17 protein-coding genes and 1 pseudogene are annotated in these 16,474 nt (G+C 59.5%); 16 read left to right on the top strand and 2 right to left on the bottom strand.

Annotated features, from left to right (window positions below):
* Positions 1-13: 13 nt before the first annotated feature.
* The 6 genes from BFN67_RS02950 to mtnA all read left to right on the top strand — a co-directional run bounded on the left by BFN67_RS02950 (position 14) and on the right by mtnA (position 7,147).
* A complete protein-coding gene (locus tag BFN67_RS02950; RefSeq protein WP_245295145.1) occupies positions 14-892 on the top strand; it encodes a carbohydrate ABC transporter permease in 879 nt (292 codons plus the stop codon).
* A complete protein-coding gene (locus tag BFN67_RS02945; RefSeq protein ID WP_425349731.1) occupies positions 892-1,299 on the top strand; it encodes a DUF2160 domain-containing protein in 408 nt (135 codons plus the stop codon). Before BFN67_RS02950 ends, BFN67_RS02945 begins: the two co-directional genes overlap by 1 nt.
* Positions 1,300-1,375: 76 nt before the next feature.
* Positions 1,376-3,103: an ABC transporter substrate-binding protein gene (locus tag BFN67_RS02940; protein WP_080918123.1), complete on the top strand. Its 1,728-nt coding sequence runs from the start codon at positions 1,376-1,378 to the stop codon at positions 3,101-3,103.
* Positions 3,104-3,204: 101 nt separating this feature from the next.
* A complete protein-coding gene (gene glpK / locus BFN67_RS02935; protein ID WP_080918122.1) occupies positions 3,205-4,692 on the top strand; it encodes a glycerol kinase GlpK in 1,488 nt (495 codons plus the stop codon).
* A 95-nt stretch (positions 4,693-4,787) separates the two neighbouring features.
* Positions 4,788-6,059, top strand: a complete 1,272-nt coding sequence (gene mtnK / locus BFN67_RS02930) for an S-methyl-5-thioribose kinase (RefSeq protein ID WP_080918121.1) — start codon at positions 4,788-4,790, stop codon at positions 6,057-6,059.
* The gene (gene mtnA / locus BFN67_RS02925) at positions 6,056-7,147 is read left to right on the top strand and encodes an S-methyl-5-thioribose-1-phosphate isomerase (RefSeq protein ID WP_080918120.1); all 1,092 of its coding nucleotides are present in this window, start codon (positions 6,056-6,058) and stop codon (positions 7,145-7,147) included. The genes mtnK and mtnA overlap by 4 nt, the downstream gene beginning before the upstream one ends.
* Here mtnA and BFN67_RS02920 read toward each other — a convergent pair.
* On the bottom strand, positions 7,083-8,069 hold the full coding sequence (locus BFN67_RS02920; protein WP_080918119.1) for a DMT family transporter: 987 nt from the start codon (positions 8,067-8,069) through the stop codon (positions 7,083-7,085). The two genes, mtnA and BFN67_RS02920, sit on opposite strands and share 65 nt — an antisense overlap.
* A gap of 127 nt (positions 8,070-8,196) precedes the next feature.
* On the opposite strand from BFN67_RS02920, the gene BFN67_RS02915 reads away from it, so the two are divergent.
* Positions 8,197-9,135 carry an arginase family protein gene (locus BFN67_RS02915; RefSeq protein WP_158083463.1) on the top strand — a complete coding sequence of 313 codons (939 nt, stop codon included), beginning with the start codon at positions 8,197-8,199 and terminating at the stop codon, positions 9,133-9,135.
* Positions 9,135-9,335 (top strand): hypothetical protein, encoded by a 201-nt coding sequence (locus BFN67_RS02910; protein ID WP_080918117.1) that lies wholly within the window; start codon positions 9,135-9,137, stop codon positions 9,333-9,335. The genes BFN67_RS02915 and BFN67_RS02910 overlap by 1 nt, the downstream gene beginning before the upstream one ends.
* A gap of 26 nt (positions 9,336-9,361) precedes the next feature.
* Here the strand turns inward: BFN67_RS02910 and BFN67_RS02905 are convergent, their stop codons facing one another.
* Positions 9,362-10,246, bottom strand: coding sequence for a LysR substrate-binding domain-containing protein (locus BFN67_RS02905; RefSeq protein ID WP_080918116.1), 885 nt, complete (start codon positions 10,244-10,246; stop codon positions 9,362-9,364).
* A 98-nt stretch (positions 10,247-10,344) separates the two neighbouring features.
* Between BFN67_RS02905 and BFN67_RS02900 the strand changes: the two genes are divergently transcribed.
* The 8 genes and pseudogenes from BFN67_RS02900 to BFN67_RS23855 form a co-directional block, all read left to right on the top strand.
* Positions 10,345-11,100, top strand: coding sequence for an SDR family NAD(P)-dependent oxidoreductase (locus BFN67_RS02900; protein WP_080918115.1), 756 nt, complete (start codon positions 10,345-10,347; stop codon positions 11,098-11,100).
* Between the two features lie 5 nt (positions 11,101-11,105).
* Positions 11,106-11,960, top strand: a complete 855-nt coding sequence (locus BFN67_RS02895) for a transketolase (RefSeq protein ID WP_080918114.1) — start codon at positions 11,106-11,108, stop codon at positions 11,958-11,960.
* A gap of 38 nt (positions 11,961-11,998) precedes the next feature.
* A complete protein-coding gene (locus tag BFN67_RS02890; protein WP_080918230.1) occupies positions 11,999-13,024 on the top strand; it encodes a transketolase family protein in 1,026 nt (341 codons plus the stop codon).
* Between the two features lie 75 nt (positions 13,025-13,099).
* On the top strand, positions 13,100-14,095 hold the full coding sequence (locus BFN67_RS02885; protein ID WP_080918113.1) for a TRAP transporter substrate-binding protein: 996 nt from the start codon (positions 13,100-13,102) through the stop codon (positions 14,093-14,095).
* Positions 14,096-14,121: 26 nt separating this feature from the next.
* Positions 14,122-14,667, top strand: a complete 546-nt coding sequence (locus tag BFN67_RS02880; RefSeq protein WP_080918112.1) for a TRAP transporter small permease — start codon at positions 14,122-14,124, stop codon at positions 14,665-14,667.
* Positions 14,664-15,920 carry a TRAP transporter large permease gene (locus BFN67_RS02875; protein ID WP_080918111.1) on the top strand — a complete coding sequence of 419 codons (1,257 nt, stop codon included), beginning with the start codon at positions 14,664-14,666 and terminating at the stop codon, positions 15,918-15,920. The genes BFN67_RS02880 and BFN67_RS02875 overlap by 4 nt, the downstream gene beginning before the upstream one ends.
* A gap of 161 nt (positions 15,921-16,081) precedes the next feature.
* Positions 16,082-16,228: pseudogene (locus BFN67_RS23860) on the top strand (A/G-specific adenine glycosylase); the annotation flags it as partial.
* Positions 16,229-16,351: 123 nt separating this feature from the next.
* Positions 16,352-16,474: helix-turn-helix domain-containing protein (locus BFN67_RS23855; RefSeq protein ID WP_139789006.1), on the top strand; the 123-nt coding region annotated here is incomplete at its 3' end.

Here is a 16,474-nt window from a genome sequence, read left to right as displayed (position 1 = left end):
AACGGGCGAAGCGATGGGCAGGGAGGCCATGCCTTCAGCCGGTGGCGTGACGCAGGACAAGATCGCCCAGCGGATGCGCCGGCGTGGCGAGGAATCGCGCTGGTGGTGGCTGGTGCCGACGCTCTACATCGTCTTCCTGCTGCTGCCGATCTACTGGCTCATCAATATGAGCTTCAAGACCAACGCGGAAATCCTCAACTCGTTGACGCTTTATCCGCACAAGCCGACACTGGCCAATTATCGCGTTATCTTCACCAACAGTGCCTGGTATTCGGGCTACATCAACTCGATCATCTATGTCTTGATGAACATGGTGATCTCGGTCGGTGCGGCGCTGCCCGCCGCCTATGCTTTCTCGCGCTATCGCTTCCTTGGCGACAAGCATCTGTTCTTCTGGCTGCTGACCAACCGCATGGCGCCGCCAGCGGTATTCGCTCTGCCCTTTTTCCAGCTTTATGCGGCCTTCGGGCTCATCGACACGCATATCGCCGTTGCGCTGGCGCATTGTCTTTTCAACGTGCCGCTGGCGGTGTGGATTCTCGAAGGCTTCATGTCGGGCGTGCCGAAGGAGATCGACGAAACAGCCTATATCGACGGCTATTCCTTCCCGCGTTTCTTCGTGAAGATCTTCATGCCGCTGATCGCGTCGGGCATCGGTGTCGCCTGCTTCTTCTGCTTCATGTTCTCATGGGTGGAACTGCTGCTGGCGCGCACATTGACGACGACGAATGCCAAGCCGATCGCCGCCACCATGACGCGCACCGTCTCGGCCGCCGGCATGGACTGGGGCTTGCTTGCCGCTGCCGGTGTGCTGACGCTGATCCCCGGTGCCCTGGTGATCTGGTTCGTACGCAATTACATTGCCAAGGGCTTTGCCCTGGGGAGGGTATGATGACGGCTACTCGCCGCTGGGTTCTCCCACTGACTATCGTGCTTGGCGTGTATGCGATTGCCACAGGATTGATTGCGGCTTTCGTTCCCGTCCAGGATGGTGCGCGCGATTGGACCGCGCCTCTGGCCAGCGGCGGCTGGATGGCCTGGACCTTCCCTACGGCCCTGTTTTTCCTCACAATTGCGGCGCTACTGTCGCTGATGGCCGTATGGGAATATGCCTCGCCCGGCGGCAATCCGCGCGTCGGCATATTGCGCTTCGAGACGACGCGCGGCGATCGTCTGTTCGTTTCGCTGCTCGGCGCGGCTTTCATTCACATCGCCTGGCTGGGGCTTGTCGGCTCCAGCTTGTGGTGGGCTCTCGCTCTCTCCGTGGTCTATGCCCTGGGGGTGTTCCGCTACGTTTAGAGGGGAAAACTGCCGCGACGGCTGCAGGTGCCGCCGCGGATGGAACTGAAAAATCGAGTTAATCTGGAGGAGAGACATGAGACGACATTTTCTGACATCGACGACGGCGCTCATCCTGTTGCTGGGCGCAAGCAATGCCTATGCCGGGATGGACGAGGCCAAGACATTTCTCGACAAGGAAATAGGCGATCTTTCGACGCTTTCGCGCGCCGATCAGGAAAAGGAGATGCAGTGGTTCGTCGACGCCGCCAAGCCTTTCCAGGGCATGGAGATCAAGGTGGTGTCGGAGGCGCTGACCACCCATGAATACGAGTCCAAGGTGCTGGCGCCCGCTTTCACCGCCATCACCGGCATCAAGGTCACGCACGACATCATCCAGGAAGGTGACGTCGTGGAGAAAATCCAGACGCAGATGCAGACCGGGCAAAATCTTTATGATGCCTGGGTCAACGATTCCGATCTGATCGGCACGCACTGGCGCTACAAGCAGGTGCGCAATCTGACCGATTGGATGGCCGGAGAGGGCAAGGACGTCACCGATCCGATGCTCGACCTCGACGACTTCATCGGCACATCGTTCACGACCGCCCCCGACAAGAAACTCTACCAGTTGCCCGATCAGCAATTCGCCAATCTCTACTGGTTCCGCTACGACTGGTTCAATGACGAGAAGAACAAGGCCGACTTCAAGGCGAAATATGGCTACGATCTCGGCGTTCCGGTCAACTGGTCGGCCTATGAGGACATAGCCGAGTTCTTCACCGGCCGCGAGATCGACGGCAAGAAGGTCTATGGCCATATGGATTATGGCAAGAAGGATCCTTCGCTCGGCTGGCGCTTCACCGATGCCTGGCTTTCCATGGCCGGCAATGGCGACAAGGGCCTGCCAAACGGTCTGCCGGTGGATGAATGGGGTATCAAGGTTGACGAGAATTCCCGGCCCGTCGGTTCCTGCGTCGCGCGTGGCGGCGACACCAATGGCCCGGCAGCCGTCTATTCGATCCAGAGATATCTCGACTGGATCAAGGCCTATGCGCCGCCGGAAGCTCAGGGCATGACCTTCTCCGAAAGCGGGCCTGTTCCGGCGCAGGGCAACATTGCCCAGCAGATATTCTGGTACACCGCCTTCACGGCCGACATGGTCAAGCCCGGCCTGCCGGTGATGAACGAGGACGGCACGCCGAAATGGCGCATGGCTCCTTCGCCGCACGGCTCCTACTGGAAGGACGGCATGAAACTCGGCTATCAGGATGTGGGTTCGTGGACGTTGATGAAATCGACGCCGACGAAGCGCGCCCAGGCGGCCTGGCTCTATGCCCAGTTCGTGACCTCCAAGACGGTGGATGTGAAGAAGAGCCATGTCGGCCTTACCTTCATCCGGGACTCTACCATCCATGACAAGAGCTTCACCGAACGTGCGCCGAAGCTCGGTGGCCTGATCGAGTTCTATCGGTCGCCGGCGCGGGTGCAATGGTCGCCAACCGGTACCAACGTGCCGGACTATCCGAAGCTGGCGCAGCTCTGGTGGCAGGCGGTTGGTGACGCGGCCTCGGGTGCCAAGACCGCGCAGGAGGCGATGGATTCGCTGTGCGCCGAGCAGGAGAAGGTGCTTGGTCGGCTGGAGAAGTCGGGCGTTCAAGGCGATATCGGTCCCAAGCTCGCCGAAGAGCATGACCTTCAGTACTGGCACGACGATGCGGTGAAGAAGGGCAATCTGGCGCCGCAACTCAAGCTGGACAACGAGAAGGAGAAGCCGATCACCATCGACTATGACGAGTTGGTGAAGAGCTGGCAGCAGCAGTGAGTTGATGCGGGCGCCGCGCCCGTATTATGACCTCGGGGGAGGCGGCATCGCGCCGTCTCCCCTGTTCATGTGTGCGTAAGGGAGGCGATAGAGGGAAGGCAATGACCGGTTTCATCCTCGCCATCGACCAGGGCACGACATCTAGCCGCGCCATCGTGTTCGACGATGCCATGAAGGTGGCAGGTGTCGGGCAGAAGGAATTTTCCCAGCATTTTCCGGCCTCCGGCTGGGTCGAGCATGACCCGGAAGAAATATGGTCAAGTGTTGTCTCAACGGCGAGATCGGCGCTTGGAAATGCCGGCCGCAAAGCTGCTGAAATCGCTGCCATCGGTATTACCAATCAGCGCGAAACGGTGGTCATATGGGAACGCGATAGCGGCAAGGCGATCTATAACGCGATCGTCTGGCAGGACCGTCGCACCGCGCCACTCTGCGCGCGGCTGAGAAAGCAGGGACTGGAGCCGAAATTCGCCAGAAAGACCGGTCTGCTGCTCGATCCGTATTTCTCCGGTACCAAGATCGCCTGGATCCTCGACAAAATAAAAGGCGCGAGGCGTCGCGCCGAGAAAGGCGAATTGCTGGCCGGGACCATCGACAGCTTCCTGATCTGGCGTTTGACCAGCGGTAAGCTCCATGCAACCGACGCAACCAATGCTTCGCGCACGCTGCTCTACAACATCATCAAGAACCGTTGGGACGATGAACTGCTTTCGATCCTGCGCGTGCCAAGGGCAATGTTGCCCGAGGTCAAGGATTGCGCCGACGATTATGGGCAAACCGATCCAAAGCTCTTCGGAGCGCCGATAAAAATTCTGGGCGTTGCAGGTGACCAGCAGGCGGCAACGATCGGCCAGGCCTGTTTCGAGCCGGGCATGATGAAATCGACTTATGGCACGGGCTGCTTTGCGTTGCTCAACACCGGCGCCGATCTGGTGCGCTCAAAGAACCGCCTGCTCACCATCATCGCATATCGTCTCGGCGGCGAGACGACCTATGCTCTGGAGGGTTCGATCTTCGTTGCTGGCGCGGCCGTGCAATGGCTGCGCGACGGGCTCAAGATCATCGGCAAGGCCGAGCACAGCGGTGAACTGGCGTCCAAAGCCGATCCGACGCAGGACGTATACCTGGTGCCGGCCTTTGTTGGGCTTGGCGCACCGCATTGGGATGCGGAAGCCCGTGGCGCGATCTTCGGCCTGACGCGCAATTCCGGCCCGGCGGAATTTGCCCGCGCGGCGCTGGAGTCGGTCGCCTATCAGACACGCGACCTGTTGGACGCGATGAAGAAAGACTGGAAGGGTGCGACCTCCAGGACCGTGCTCAGGGTCGATGGCGGAATGGTCGCGTCCGACTGGACCATGCAGCGGCTTGCCGACATTCTCGATGCGCCGGTGGATCGACCGACCATATTGGAAACGACGGCGTTAGGGGCTGCCTGGCTTGCCGGCTCAAGAGCCGGCGTGTGGCCGCAGGCGAAAGATTTCGCCGCGCAATGGGCGCTGGAACGGCGCTTCGAGCCGGCAATGGACAAAGCCGAGCGGACCCGCAAGCTGAAGGGCTGGCACAAGGCGGTCGGCAAGGTGATTTCGTAACCCTTGGCAAATCCCGGAAGGCGACCGAATGTACGCGGCCTTTCCACCCGGCAAGTGTTCCGTTATCAAAACAGTGACGGATCGGGAGGCCGCTCATGAACAGTACCGCTCCTTTTCAACCCCTGACGGTTGAAGCTCTGCCGGCGCGTCTGGGCGAACTGGAGATACTGGCCTCGAAACTCGGCCCGGATAGTACGGCGTGGGCCGTGCGCGAGGTTGGCGATGGCAACCTCAATCTGGTCTTCATCGTGGAAGGGCCGAAGGGCGCGGCGGTCGTCAAACAGGCTTTGCCCTATGTTCGCCTTGTCGGCGAAAGCTGGCCGCTGCCGCTGAAACGCTCGTTCTTCGAATATCACGCGCTGGTTCGGCAGGAGGCGCGTGCCGGCAAGGGGACAGTGCCGGCGATCTACCATTTCGACGAGACGCAGGCGCTTATCGTCATGGAATATCTTTCGCCGCATATCATCCTGCGCAGGGCGCTGATCGACGGGCGCGAACTGCCGAGCATTGCCTCCGATCTCGGCTTGTTTGCGGCACGCACGCTGTTCCGCGGCTCCGATCTTGCAATGACGGCGCGCGAGCGCAAAGCTGATCTAGCGCTGTTCGCCGGTAACGTCGAACTATGCGACATCACCGAAAACCTCGTTTTTACCGATCCCTATTTCGAGGCGGAGCTGAACCGCCACACGCCAGAACTCGATCCGCTGGTGGTTGAACTTCGTGCCGACCGCGATCTCAAGGTCGAGGCGCAGCGCCTCAAGCATTTGTTTGCGGCCAATGCCGAGACCCTCCTGCATGGGGATCTGCATACCGGATCGGTGATGGTGACGGATGACGATACCCGCGTGATCGACCCCGAATTCGCCTTCTACGGCCCGATGGCATTCGATATCGGCATGTTGCTGGCCAATTTCTGGATGTCGTTTTTCTCGCAAGCAGGTCATGAGCAGGAAGGCTCACGCGCATCCATGCGGGCATATCTGTTACGCACCGTCTCCGATACATGGTCGATTTTCCGCGCCGAGTTTGCTCATTTGTGGCGTACCGAGCGCACCGGCATGCTCTACGCTTCGAGCCTTTTCGAGAAATGCGGCGATCCGCTCGGCGCCGAGCAGGCGCTCGATCATGTGCTGCACTCGCTTTGGCAGGATTTACTCGGTTTTGCCGGTGTGGAGATCCATCGCCGTATTCTTGGGCTTGCCCACAATGCCGATTTCGAGACCATCGGGGATGAGGTCTTGCGCGCGCGCTGCGAGGCGCCGGCATTGAGCTTCGGCCGCCATCTGGTCGTCAATCGGCGTCATCTGCACTGCGCCGAAGATGTAAATGCCCTGGCGTCGCTGATTGAAAAGGAGGTGCGCGCATGAACGTCGGCGGTCGTCATTATCGCACCATCTGGCTGAATGACGATCGGCGAGCGGTCGATATCATCGACCAGCGCTGGCTGCCGCACGAATTCCGCATCGTCACGTTGCGCACGCTCGACGATGTTGCAATTGCCATACGCGACATGTGGGTCCGCGGCGCGCCCTTGATCGGTGTCACCGCCGCTTATGGCATGGCAATTGCCATGACTGATGACTCTTCTGACACTGCGCTCGATGCCGCGTGGGAAAAGCTGCACGCGACGCGGCCCACCGCGATCAATCTGCGTTGGGCCCTGGATGCGATGCGCGCGCTTCTGAAGCCGCTGCCAGAAGGCGAGCGGGCAAAAGCGGCTCACGGGCGGGCGGCTGAAATTGCCGACGAGGATGTCGAACTGAACCGCGCTATCGGCGAGAACGGTCTGGAAATCATCCGCAAGACCGCTAGCGGTAAGAAACCAGGCGAACCGGTCAATATCCTTACGCATTGCAATGCCGGCTGGCTGGCCACGGTGGATTACGGTACCGCCACCGCGCCGATCTATCTGGCGATGGAGGCGGATATTCCAGTCCATGTCTATGTGGACGAGACGCGCCCGCGCAATCAGGGCGCGCAACTCACCGCTTGGGAAATGGCAGGGCATGGCGTGCCGCATACCCTGATCGTGGATAATGCCGGCGGTCATCTGATGCAGCATGGCGATGTTGATATGGTCATCGTCGGCACCGACCGTACCACCGCCAACGGTGATGTCTGCAACAAGATCGGCACCTATCTCAAGGCACTCGCCGCCAAGGACAATGGCGTGCCTTTCTATGTGGCGTTGCCTTCGCCGACTATCGACTGGACAGTGTTCGACGGCCTGAAGGAGATCCCTATCGAGGAACGGTCTGGCGATGAGGTCTCGCTGGTTTGGGGCAAGACCGCATCAGGCGATATCGCGCAGGTGCGTGTTTCACCGGATGCGACACCTGCCGGCAATCCGGCCTTCGACGTGACGCCTGCGCGGCTCGTCACCGGCCTGATTACCGAACGCGGCGTCGCAGCGGCTTCACGCGAAGGCTTGAGGGCGTTGTTTCCTGACCGGTGAAGTGCTTTTTCTCCTTGCGGGGCCGCGCCAGCCAGATGCCAAAGAGAATGGCCAGTCCTCCGAGCGCCTGGAGCGGCGTCACGGCTTCGCCGAGAATAAGCCAGGCAAGCGCCGCGGCTGCAATCGCTTCGAGGAAGATCACCAGAGACGAGAACATGGAAGGTAGCGAGCCTAGCGCCAGCGAAAGCAGGCCCTGGCCGCCGGCATGGCTGATAATCGCCAGACACAGCAATACCAACCAACCGATGGCATTCGATGGAAACAGTTGTTGCCCGTAAAGCAGATGGGCACAGATTGCGGTCACGGCCAGCAATGCAGCCGTGATCAGGCTCATGTGGAATGTAATGGTCGCTGCGCCTTCGGTGCGGCGTGCCCATTCGACGGTTAGAAAATAGATGCCGAAGAACACGGCGGTGAGTTCGGCGTAGAAGTCGCCAATCAGATGGCCGGGCGAAAGGGCTACCGATTGCCAAACCAACGCTGTGCCTCCGACGAGGCAGAAAACAAGGCCAAGGACGGTCATGGGAGCTACGCGGCGACCCAGAACGGCCCAGCCGATCAACCCAACCCAGACCGGGGCCGTGGTCGCAAAGAATGTGGAATTTGCGATGCTGGTGTTGAGAATGGCGAGGTGCCAGAAGAACAGGTCTCCGGTGAATGCGAGGCCAGTGGCGATAACCGCTGGCGAAAAGCGGCGGGCTGGTTTGCCTGTTTTGTTCTTTGATTGCTCAAGCCGCATCCAGGCATAGAGCACAGGCAAGGCAAGAAACACGCGATAGAACGCGCTTGCAAACGGGCCGACATCCGAAAGGCGGACGAAAATCGGCGAAATACCCATGGCCAGAGCGCCCCCGAGAAGGGCGATGAAAGCGGACCATAAGGCACGATTCGCGGGGCGGGAATCCTCGACGGAGACGGCCATTGCCGGTGCTATCCTTGCTGAAAAGGCGGAGCCGACTGGCCCAGCCAGTCCCATTATTCCGGCCCGCAGTTTTACTCAACATCGATTTTGCCTGGACAGCGCGAGATACAGTCCCTTAGCTCTCGCGATGAACAGCTTTGCCTCAGATTTGCTCGTGCCGTGCGCGCAGACATTCCTCGGAATTCCGGCGGCGCGACAGCCAACCGGAGGAGCGGTCGCCATATTCGGGGCCGCTCACGGCACGCCCTATGCCCGCGCAACCGGCGATAGCGCGACTGTGACCGGGCCGGATGCGGTACGCCGTGCAATCACAGCCGCATCCCTCGACATCGAACACTGGGACTTCGATTTCGACGGACCGTTGCTGGACGACGGAAAATTGCGGGTTCTCGACCTTGGTAACGTAATGACCAGCCATGATGACGCGCCTGCCAATCGCCACAATATCGAGGCTGTCACGCAAGGTGTGCTTGCGGCCAAGGCTGTCCCGATTCTCATCGGAGGGGACGATTCCGTCGCTATTCCCTTCATGCGTGCTTTTGAGGGTGGCGAAGACCTGCACATATTGCAGGTCGACGCCCATATCGATTGGCGCGACGACATAGGCGGTGAGCGGTTCGGCTATTCCAGTACGATGCGACGGGCCTCGGAACTTGCCTGTGTTTCTTCCATGACGCAGGTGGGGATTCGCGCAGTCGGCAGCGCGCGCCGGCAGGAGGTCGAGACGGCGCGGGCGTGGGGATCACACATCGTCACGATCAGCGAGGGGCGTCGTATCGGTATCAGGGAGGTTGCCGATATGCTTCCTCGCGACCGCCGGCTCCTGATCCACATCGATTGCGATGCAATGGACCCGAGCATCTGTCCGGGAGTAAATGCCCTATCGCCCGGGGGGTTCACCTTCGGCGAAATGACAAATCTGATCGGCGAGGCGTTGCGCGGTCGGCGGCTGGCCGGCTTCTCCATCGTGGAATTCCAGCCAAACGCCGATATCAACGGCATGACAGCAACAATCGTCGGTAGATTGGTAAGCCATGTTCTCGGCCATCTGGCACGGGCTGCCTGATGCTGAACATCGTTTTAAACGGGATTCGTTGCGAGCGGATCGCGCATCATGCCATGCTGCAAGCACTCGTCAGGCTCGCAGGAAGTCTGTTGGAATCAAGCAATCTTGCAAATGGCGGCGTAAAATTTTTTGCGGATTTGCGTTTGGACTTTACAAGAGTCAGCGATTCGCTCGAACATGCATATTGGCAGGGATTTTGAAGAAGTGGCGATCTGGCGAGTTGAATTTATTGAAATTCGGGCAATCCGATTTCCTTCAGAAGCCAATCCCTAAATATCCGAACGCTGGCTTTGTTATTCGAACTCTCCGGGTAGACGAAGTAGTGGCCGACATACTGGACGGCACGAGAGCAAGACGCCAAGGGGTTCACAAGACGGCCGTCCCGAAGTTCCCGCTCGGCGAGGCGAGTCGACTCCAGGCAAACACCGAGGCCATCGGCTGCTGCTGCAATGGCAATGAAACTCCTGTCGAAGCGAGAACCTGTTGTCTCGGGAGCGGTGATCTTGTTTTCACGAAACCAGTCGACCCAACGCACCCGTTTGTTGTCGCTATGGATGAGACGTTCTCGGAGCAGGTCGGATGGTTGCCGGATGCGAGGCGCGAGATGAGGTGCGCAAAGTGGGGTCACCGTCTCGTCGCCAAGGGGAATTGAGACACATCCTGCGCTCGTGTGTTGGCCATAAGTGATGTCTGCGTCGAATTCGGCCCCCGGGAAATCCGCATACCGGAGGTTTGCGGACAACCGCACATCCAGTGACGGATAACTGCGGAAGAGGGAAGAGAGCCGCGGTGTGAGCCATTGGGCCGCCAGGCTCGGAGCGCAATGCAGGCGGAGCAACTGCGGCTGGTGAGTAGAAATCAGGTCAAGGCCTTCCCTGATCGATTCCATTCCGGCCTGAACCCGCTCGAGTAGTGCTTCGCCCTCGGCTGTCAGCCGGACTTTTCTGCCAGATCGCAAAAACAGACGCACGCCTGTGAGTGTCTCGAGCTTACGGATGGCATGGCTTACGGCGCTGGGAGTCAGGTTCAACTCCTCAGAGGCAATCCGGAACGAGCAAGATCGCCCTGCGGCTTCGAAGGGAGCCAAAAGTGACAGGGGCAGCGGCGTCATCCGGATAGATGAACACAATTCACCTTAGCTTGTAAATCTTGCGTTTGTGCCTCCTTCTGGCATCAGGCAGTCTCCCCTCGATTTTTCGGGAGGACTAGATGATCCTTAAGGATAAGATTGTTGCGATCTCGGGCGCGGCCAGCGAGCGTGGGATTGGTCTCAGCACCGCGAAGATGATGGCCTCCTTCGGTGCCAAGGTTGTTATTCTCGATCTCGACGCCAACGCATCGCAAAAGGCTGCCGACAGCCTGACCGGCGAGGGCCATTTTGGCGTAGCCTGCGATGTTACGAATAGGGAAGCCTGTCAGAAGGCTATCGACGAAATCGTCGGACGACACGGCCGGATCGACGTACTCTGCAACAATGCCGGGATCACTGCTCCGGTGAAGTTTTTGGATATCAAACCAGACGGTTGGGAGAAAATCCTGGCGGTCAATCTCACTGGCATTCTCAACCTCAGCCAGGCAGCCATCCCGCAGATGCAGAAGCGCAAATCGGGCTCGATCATCTGCATGTCGTCGGTTTCGGCGCAGCGCGGGGGTGGCATCTTTGGCGGCCCGCATTATTCCGCAGCAAAGGCAGGGGTGCTGGGTCTTGCCAAGGCAATGGCCCGCGAATTCGGTCCTGACGGCATCCGCGTGAATTGCATCACGCCCGGCCTGATCCAAACCGATATTACGGGCGGCAAGCTGACCGATGCCATGCGGGCAGAAATCCTGAAAGGAATTCCCCTCAACCGCCTTGGCGATGCGGCCGACGTGGCTGGAGCCTACGTGTTCCTTGCCTCCGATCTCTCCTCGTACATCACCGGTGCCGTCATCGACGTCAACGGCGGCATGTTGATCCACGGATAAAGGAGATGGATTCACCTCACGAACAACATCGTGGCTCGAACATCTCCTTGCCCGAACGTGCCTATCGCATTCGTCGGAATGCGCTGCGCATGGGCGAAGTCCAGGGTCAGGGTTATATAGGACAGGCTCTTGGCGTCGCCGATATACTCGCCGTCTCCTACTTCTATGCGTTGCGTTACAAGCCTGAAGATCCGGAGTGGGAGGACAGGGACCGCTTCTGCCTGTCGATCGGTCACTACGCGATTGCGCTCTACTCGGCACTGATCGAGGCCGGGATATTGCCGGAGTTCGAACTCGAGACCTACGGGACAGACGACAGTCGTCTGCCGATGTCGGGCATGGTGACCTATACGCCGGGGATGGAGATCACAGGCGGTTCGCTTGGCCACGGACTCGGCATTTGCGTGGGCATGTGCCTAGGTCTGAAGCGGAAGAAATCTTCATCACTGGTCTACAACCTGATGTCGGATGGCGAATTGGGAGAGGGGTCGACCTGGGAAGCCGCGATGTCGGCTGCCCATCACGGCCTGGATAATCTCATCGCCATCGTGGATTTCAACAATCAGCAGGCCGACGGTCCTTCGACGCAGATGCTGTCGAGCGAGCCGATCACCGACAAGTTCGCGGCATTCGGCTGGTTCGTACAACGGGTGGACGGCAACGATATCGATGCCGTGCGCGACGCCTTCGACCAGGCACGAAGCCACAAGGGAAAACAGCCGCGCGTGGTGATCTGCGACACAACCATGTGCAAAGGCGTGCCTTTCCTGGAAACTCGCGAGATCACGCACTTCGTCCGGGTTGAACCCGACGAGTGGGAAAAGGCTCTCAAGGTTCTCGATGAAGGGAGACCGCAATGAGCCGTGTTTTGGAAGATCGCGCGCGCCAGGCTCATTCCCTGCGTCGATCAAAATACGACCCGCGCCGTCCGGTTGCCTCGTCGGAGAGGAAGACGACTTCGGCAATGATCGCCTCGATCGCAGGCGACGACGTGCCTACGATTGCCGCTCCGTTTGGCAACGCGCTTACCAAGCTGGCGGCGGAACGCGATGACATCGTCGGAATGACAGCCGACCTCAGCAAGTACACTGACCTGCATGTCTTCGCGAAAGCCTATCCTGCTCGCTTTTATCAAATGGGCATGGCCGAACAGGTGTTGATGAGTGCTGCGGCTGGTATGGCGCGGGAGGGCTTCACCCCGTTCGTGACCACGTATGCCGTCTTTGCCTCGCGCCGGGCCTACGATTTCATCTGCCTTGCGATCGCCGAGGAGATGCTGAACGTCAAGATCGTCTGCGCGCTGCCCGGCCTGACCACGGGATACGGTCCCAGTCACCAGGCGACCGAAGACATCGCTATTTTCAGAGGGATGCCGAACCTGATGATCGTCGACCCGGCCGACGCCATCGAGATCGAACAGGCGGTTCCCCAGATCGCCGTTCATCAGGGCCCGGTCTACATGCGCCTGCTGCGCGGCAAGGTTCCGCGCGTGCTCGACGAGTACGGCTACAAATTCGAGCTTGGCAAGGCCAAGATGATCGTCGACGGCCAGGACTTCCTGTTCGTTTCCAGCGGCCTGATGACGATGCGCGTCCTGGAGGCGACAAAGGAACTGGCAAAGGAAGGTGTTTCCTGCGGCGTTCTCCATGTCCCGACGGTCAAGCCGCTGGATACCGAAACCATCGTGCGCGAATGCACACGGCTAGGTCGCCCGGTAATCGTGGCTGAAAACCATTCGGTGATTGGCGGGCTTGGCGAAGCAGTGGCGACGACTCTCATGAGAGAGGGGGCCAACCAGAACATCTTTCGACAGATCGCACTGCCGGACGAGTTCCTGGACGCCGGAGCGCTGCCCACCCTGCACGATCAATACGGGCTATCGACGAAGGCTATCTGCGGTTCGATTCGATCCTGGTTGAAGTGAATCGGGCAAGTTTGAGGTGACGGTCTCAGGGAGAATTTCAACGCGGCAGTAGGGCCGCAAAAGGGAGGTAATGCAATGTCTGTTGTGTTGAATCGGCGCGCCTTTCTCGGCGCGAGTGCAGCGCTTTGCGGAAGTTTTGCCATCATCGGGAAGGCTTCGGCCCAGACGACAATGACGTTTGGCCATGGAGCCGCTCCGGGAAATCCTCGGACTGTCGCTGCGGACAAGTTTGCGGAACTCGTCAAGCAAAAGACGGATGGTGCGGTCGAAATCCGCGTCGCGGGATCGGAGCAGCTCGGCAACGACGTTGCCATGCTCACCAGCCTGCGCACGGGAAGCCTCGATTTCACGGCAAACAGCCAGGGACCCGTCTCCGGCATCGTGCCGGAAGTCGGCGCACTTGGGCTGCCGTTTCTGTTCGCTGACGCAGCGGCGGCTTTCAGGGTGCTGGACGGAAGCATCGGCGAGACGCTGGCGGCGAAATTCGATCCTCTCGGCATCATACCGTTGAGCTGGTGGGACAACGGCGTGCGCCAGATCTCGAACACGAAGAAGTCGATCAATGTACCTGATGATCTCAAGGGCATGAAAATCCGCACGCCCGCGGATCCGATGACGATCGACATCTTCGAGGCCCTTGGCGCGTCTACGGAACAGATCGCCTTCTCCGAACTCTACGTTGCCTTGCAGCAAGGGGTCGTGGACGGGCAGGAAAATCCGTTGGCAAACATCGCCAGCGCCAAGCTCTACGAGGTGACTCCGTACATCTCGATGTCCTCCCACAAATGGGAGAGCACGCCTTTCCTGATGTCCAAGATCGCCGCCGCGCGGTTGAACGAGGACCAGATGAAAGTGGTCAAGGAAGCTGCGAAAGAGGCGGGCGATCTTCAACGCCAACTCATGCAGGAAGCCGATGCCAAATATCTGAAGCAGTTCGAGGACGACAAGGCGCTCACGGTGAACGTGCCGGATCGCGATGCGCTTCGCAAGGCGACGGCCAGCGTTTACGACAAGTGGCAGGCGAAGCCGTTCGGGGATTTCGTGAAGGAACTCGTCGCGGCGGTAGGCTAGCGAGCGACCTTATCGGGGAGGGCAAGATGACGTCATTTCTTGAAGGGCGTGTCTTGCCCTTGGCCGATCGCATGGATAGCGCGATCAAGAAGATTTCTGCGGTGGTCATCTATCTGACAACCGGAATTCTGCTGGTCGCGCTGACCCTGAACGTGATTTTTCGTTACATCCTGCCGGGAGGCGGCCTGAATTGGCTGAACGAGCTACCTGAGCATTTCTTTCCGTGGATGATCGCCGCCGGAGTCATTTTGGCGGCCCAACACAACGCACACATCGCGGTGGACTTCGTGATCCAATCCCTGCCTGCCCGAGCGGCTCGGTTGCTGGCTATCTCCATCCAGGTGCTCCTCGCAGTCACCTATCTGATATTCGCCAAGGTCGCGTTGAACGTGTCCGAAATCGTTTCGGTCGAATACAGCTCCCTTCTCCATATCTCCCGCAGCTACGCCTATTACGCGCTGGTCTTTCTCGCAGTGGGAGTCTTCCTCACCAGCCTATCCTTCATCCTTCGAATTTGCCTGTTCGGCCTACAGGGACTGCCCGAACCAAATGCAGAGGAGAGTATCGTATGATTATCGTTCTCGCGATCTCATTCTTTGTCCTGGTCCTGCTATCGGTCCCTGTCGGGCATGTCCTGGTCATCGCTTCCGGCCTGAGCGTGCTGTCGTCCGACTTCCTGCCGCTGAACCTGGTCGTCCAGCAGATGTTCAGCCAGACGCAGTCGTTCCCGATGTTGGCGCTGCCGTTCTTCATATTGGCGGGCAGCCTCATGATGAGCGGTACGCTCGGGCGCAACCTCATCGATTTCGCCGGAGCCATCGTGCAGCGCTACCGGGGCGGTCTGGCCTCGATCACAGTCGTGGGTTCAGCGGTCTTCGGTGGTGTGTCGGGATCTGCTGTCGCCGACGCTACGGCGCTGGGCTCGATGCTGATCCCATGGCAGAAAAAAGAAGGCTATCCGGCCGGATTTATCGCAGCCAACAATTCTGCCTCGGCCATGATCGCCATCCTCATCCCACCCTCGATCCCGCTCATTTTGTATTCTCTGGTTTCCGGCGTGTCTGTCGGCGCGCTGTTCGCGGCGGGCGTCCTGCCCGGCCTGATGATCACGGCCGCCTTTGTAGCGGTCTGTAATCTATCGGCCCGGATGAGGGGTTTTCCTTACGAACGGAAATCGTTCGAGTGGAGCAAGTTTGGTTTGCTGACCTTGCGAGCCGGCCCCGCCCTCGTGATGCCGATACTGATCCTTGTCCTGCTTCGCTTCGGATTTGCCACGCCGACCGAGGTTTCGGTGATCGCAACCGTGTACGCTCTGCTCGTCGGGGTTCTCGTCTATCGCGACATGACGCTTGCCAGGCTGAAAAGTGCCGTGCTCTCTGCCGGCGTCGCGACAGGCGTCGTCATGCTGGTCATCATGGGTTCGGCAATCATCGGCTGGCTCCTCACCTTTGCCCAGATTCCTCAAATCTTCGCGCAATGGTGCGTCGATACCCTTCAGGAGCCGTGGCTAATCATTCTGGCGATGAACCTGATCATGCTCATCGTCGGCATGTTCATCGATCTTCCCGCTGCCATCCTGCTGCTCGGTCCGATCTTCGTGCCGCTTGCAAATGCGATCGATCTCGACCTGACCCAGCTCGGCATCATGATGGTGCTCAATCTGGCGATCGGCCTGTTTACGCCGCCTGTCGGGACGACACTGTTTATCTCGAGCTCGATCGCTCGGGTCTCAATATTCCACGCCACCCGAGAACTAATGCCGTTCTATGTGGCCGCCTTTGGGATATTGATGCTGTTCAGCTTCGTGCCATTTTTGACAATCTGAAGTGCCGCCGCTGGCAGATGTCTGGAGGCGAAAGGGGTGCCGGGAACCCGCCGCCGGCGGCACGATGATCGGCGTCCTTGCGCGCCGCGGGGCCGCTTGTTGCGGCGACGATCATGAAAGGAATACCGACGATTGCGAATGGAGCGAGGGCCGCGAAGACCAAGCCGGAACGACCCATGCGTCGCGGTGCCGCTTTTGTCGCGGTGCGCGACGATGGCGCGATCCTGCTGCGCAAACGCACCGAAAGTGGCCTGCTGGGCGGCATGAGCGAGGTACCGACCACAGGTTGGACAGCGCGCAAGGACGGCGTGAGAGCGGCGGTGCAAAATTCGTCCACGGTAGCGGCGGGATAATCCCGCTGCGGGCGGCGTAAAACCCGGCCACCTATTTTCCTTCTGCAACGAGCGCAGGAGGGTTAGGGGATCTACACCGTGGAATTGTATCTGAAGGTTCGTCTGGCTTGCTCGGAAGGAATGAGCCGGCGTCAGGCTGCGAAGCATTTCAACATATCGCGCGACAGCGTGGCCAAGATGCTGTCGTATTCGACGCCGCCG

It is taken from the genome of Manganibacter manganicus (assembly GCF_002075885.1).
In the GTDB taxonomy this organism is placed as follows: domain Bacteria; phylum Pseudomonadota; class Alphaproteobacteria; order Rhizobiales; family Rhizobiaceae; genus Mesorhizobium; species Mesorhizobium manganicum.
Note: the sequence above shows the minus strand (reverse complement) of the source record. Positions and strands in the feature narration are given on the sequence as shown.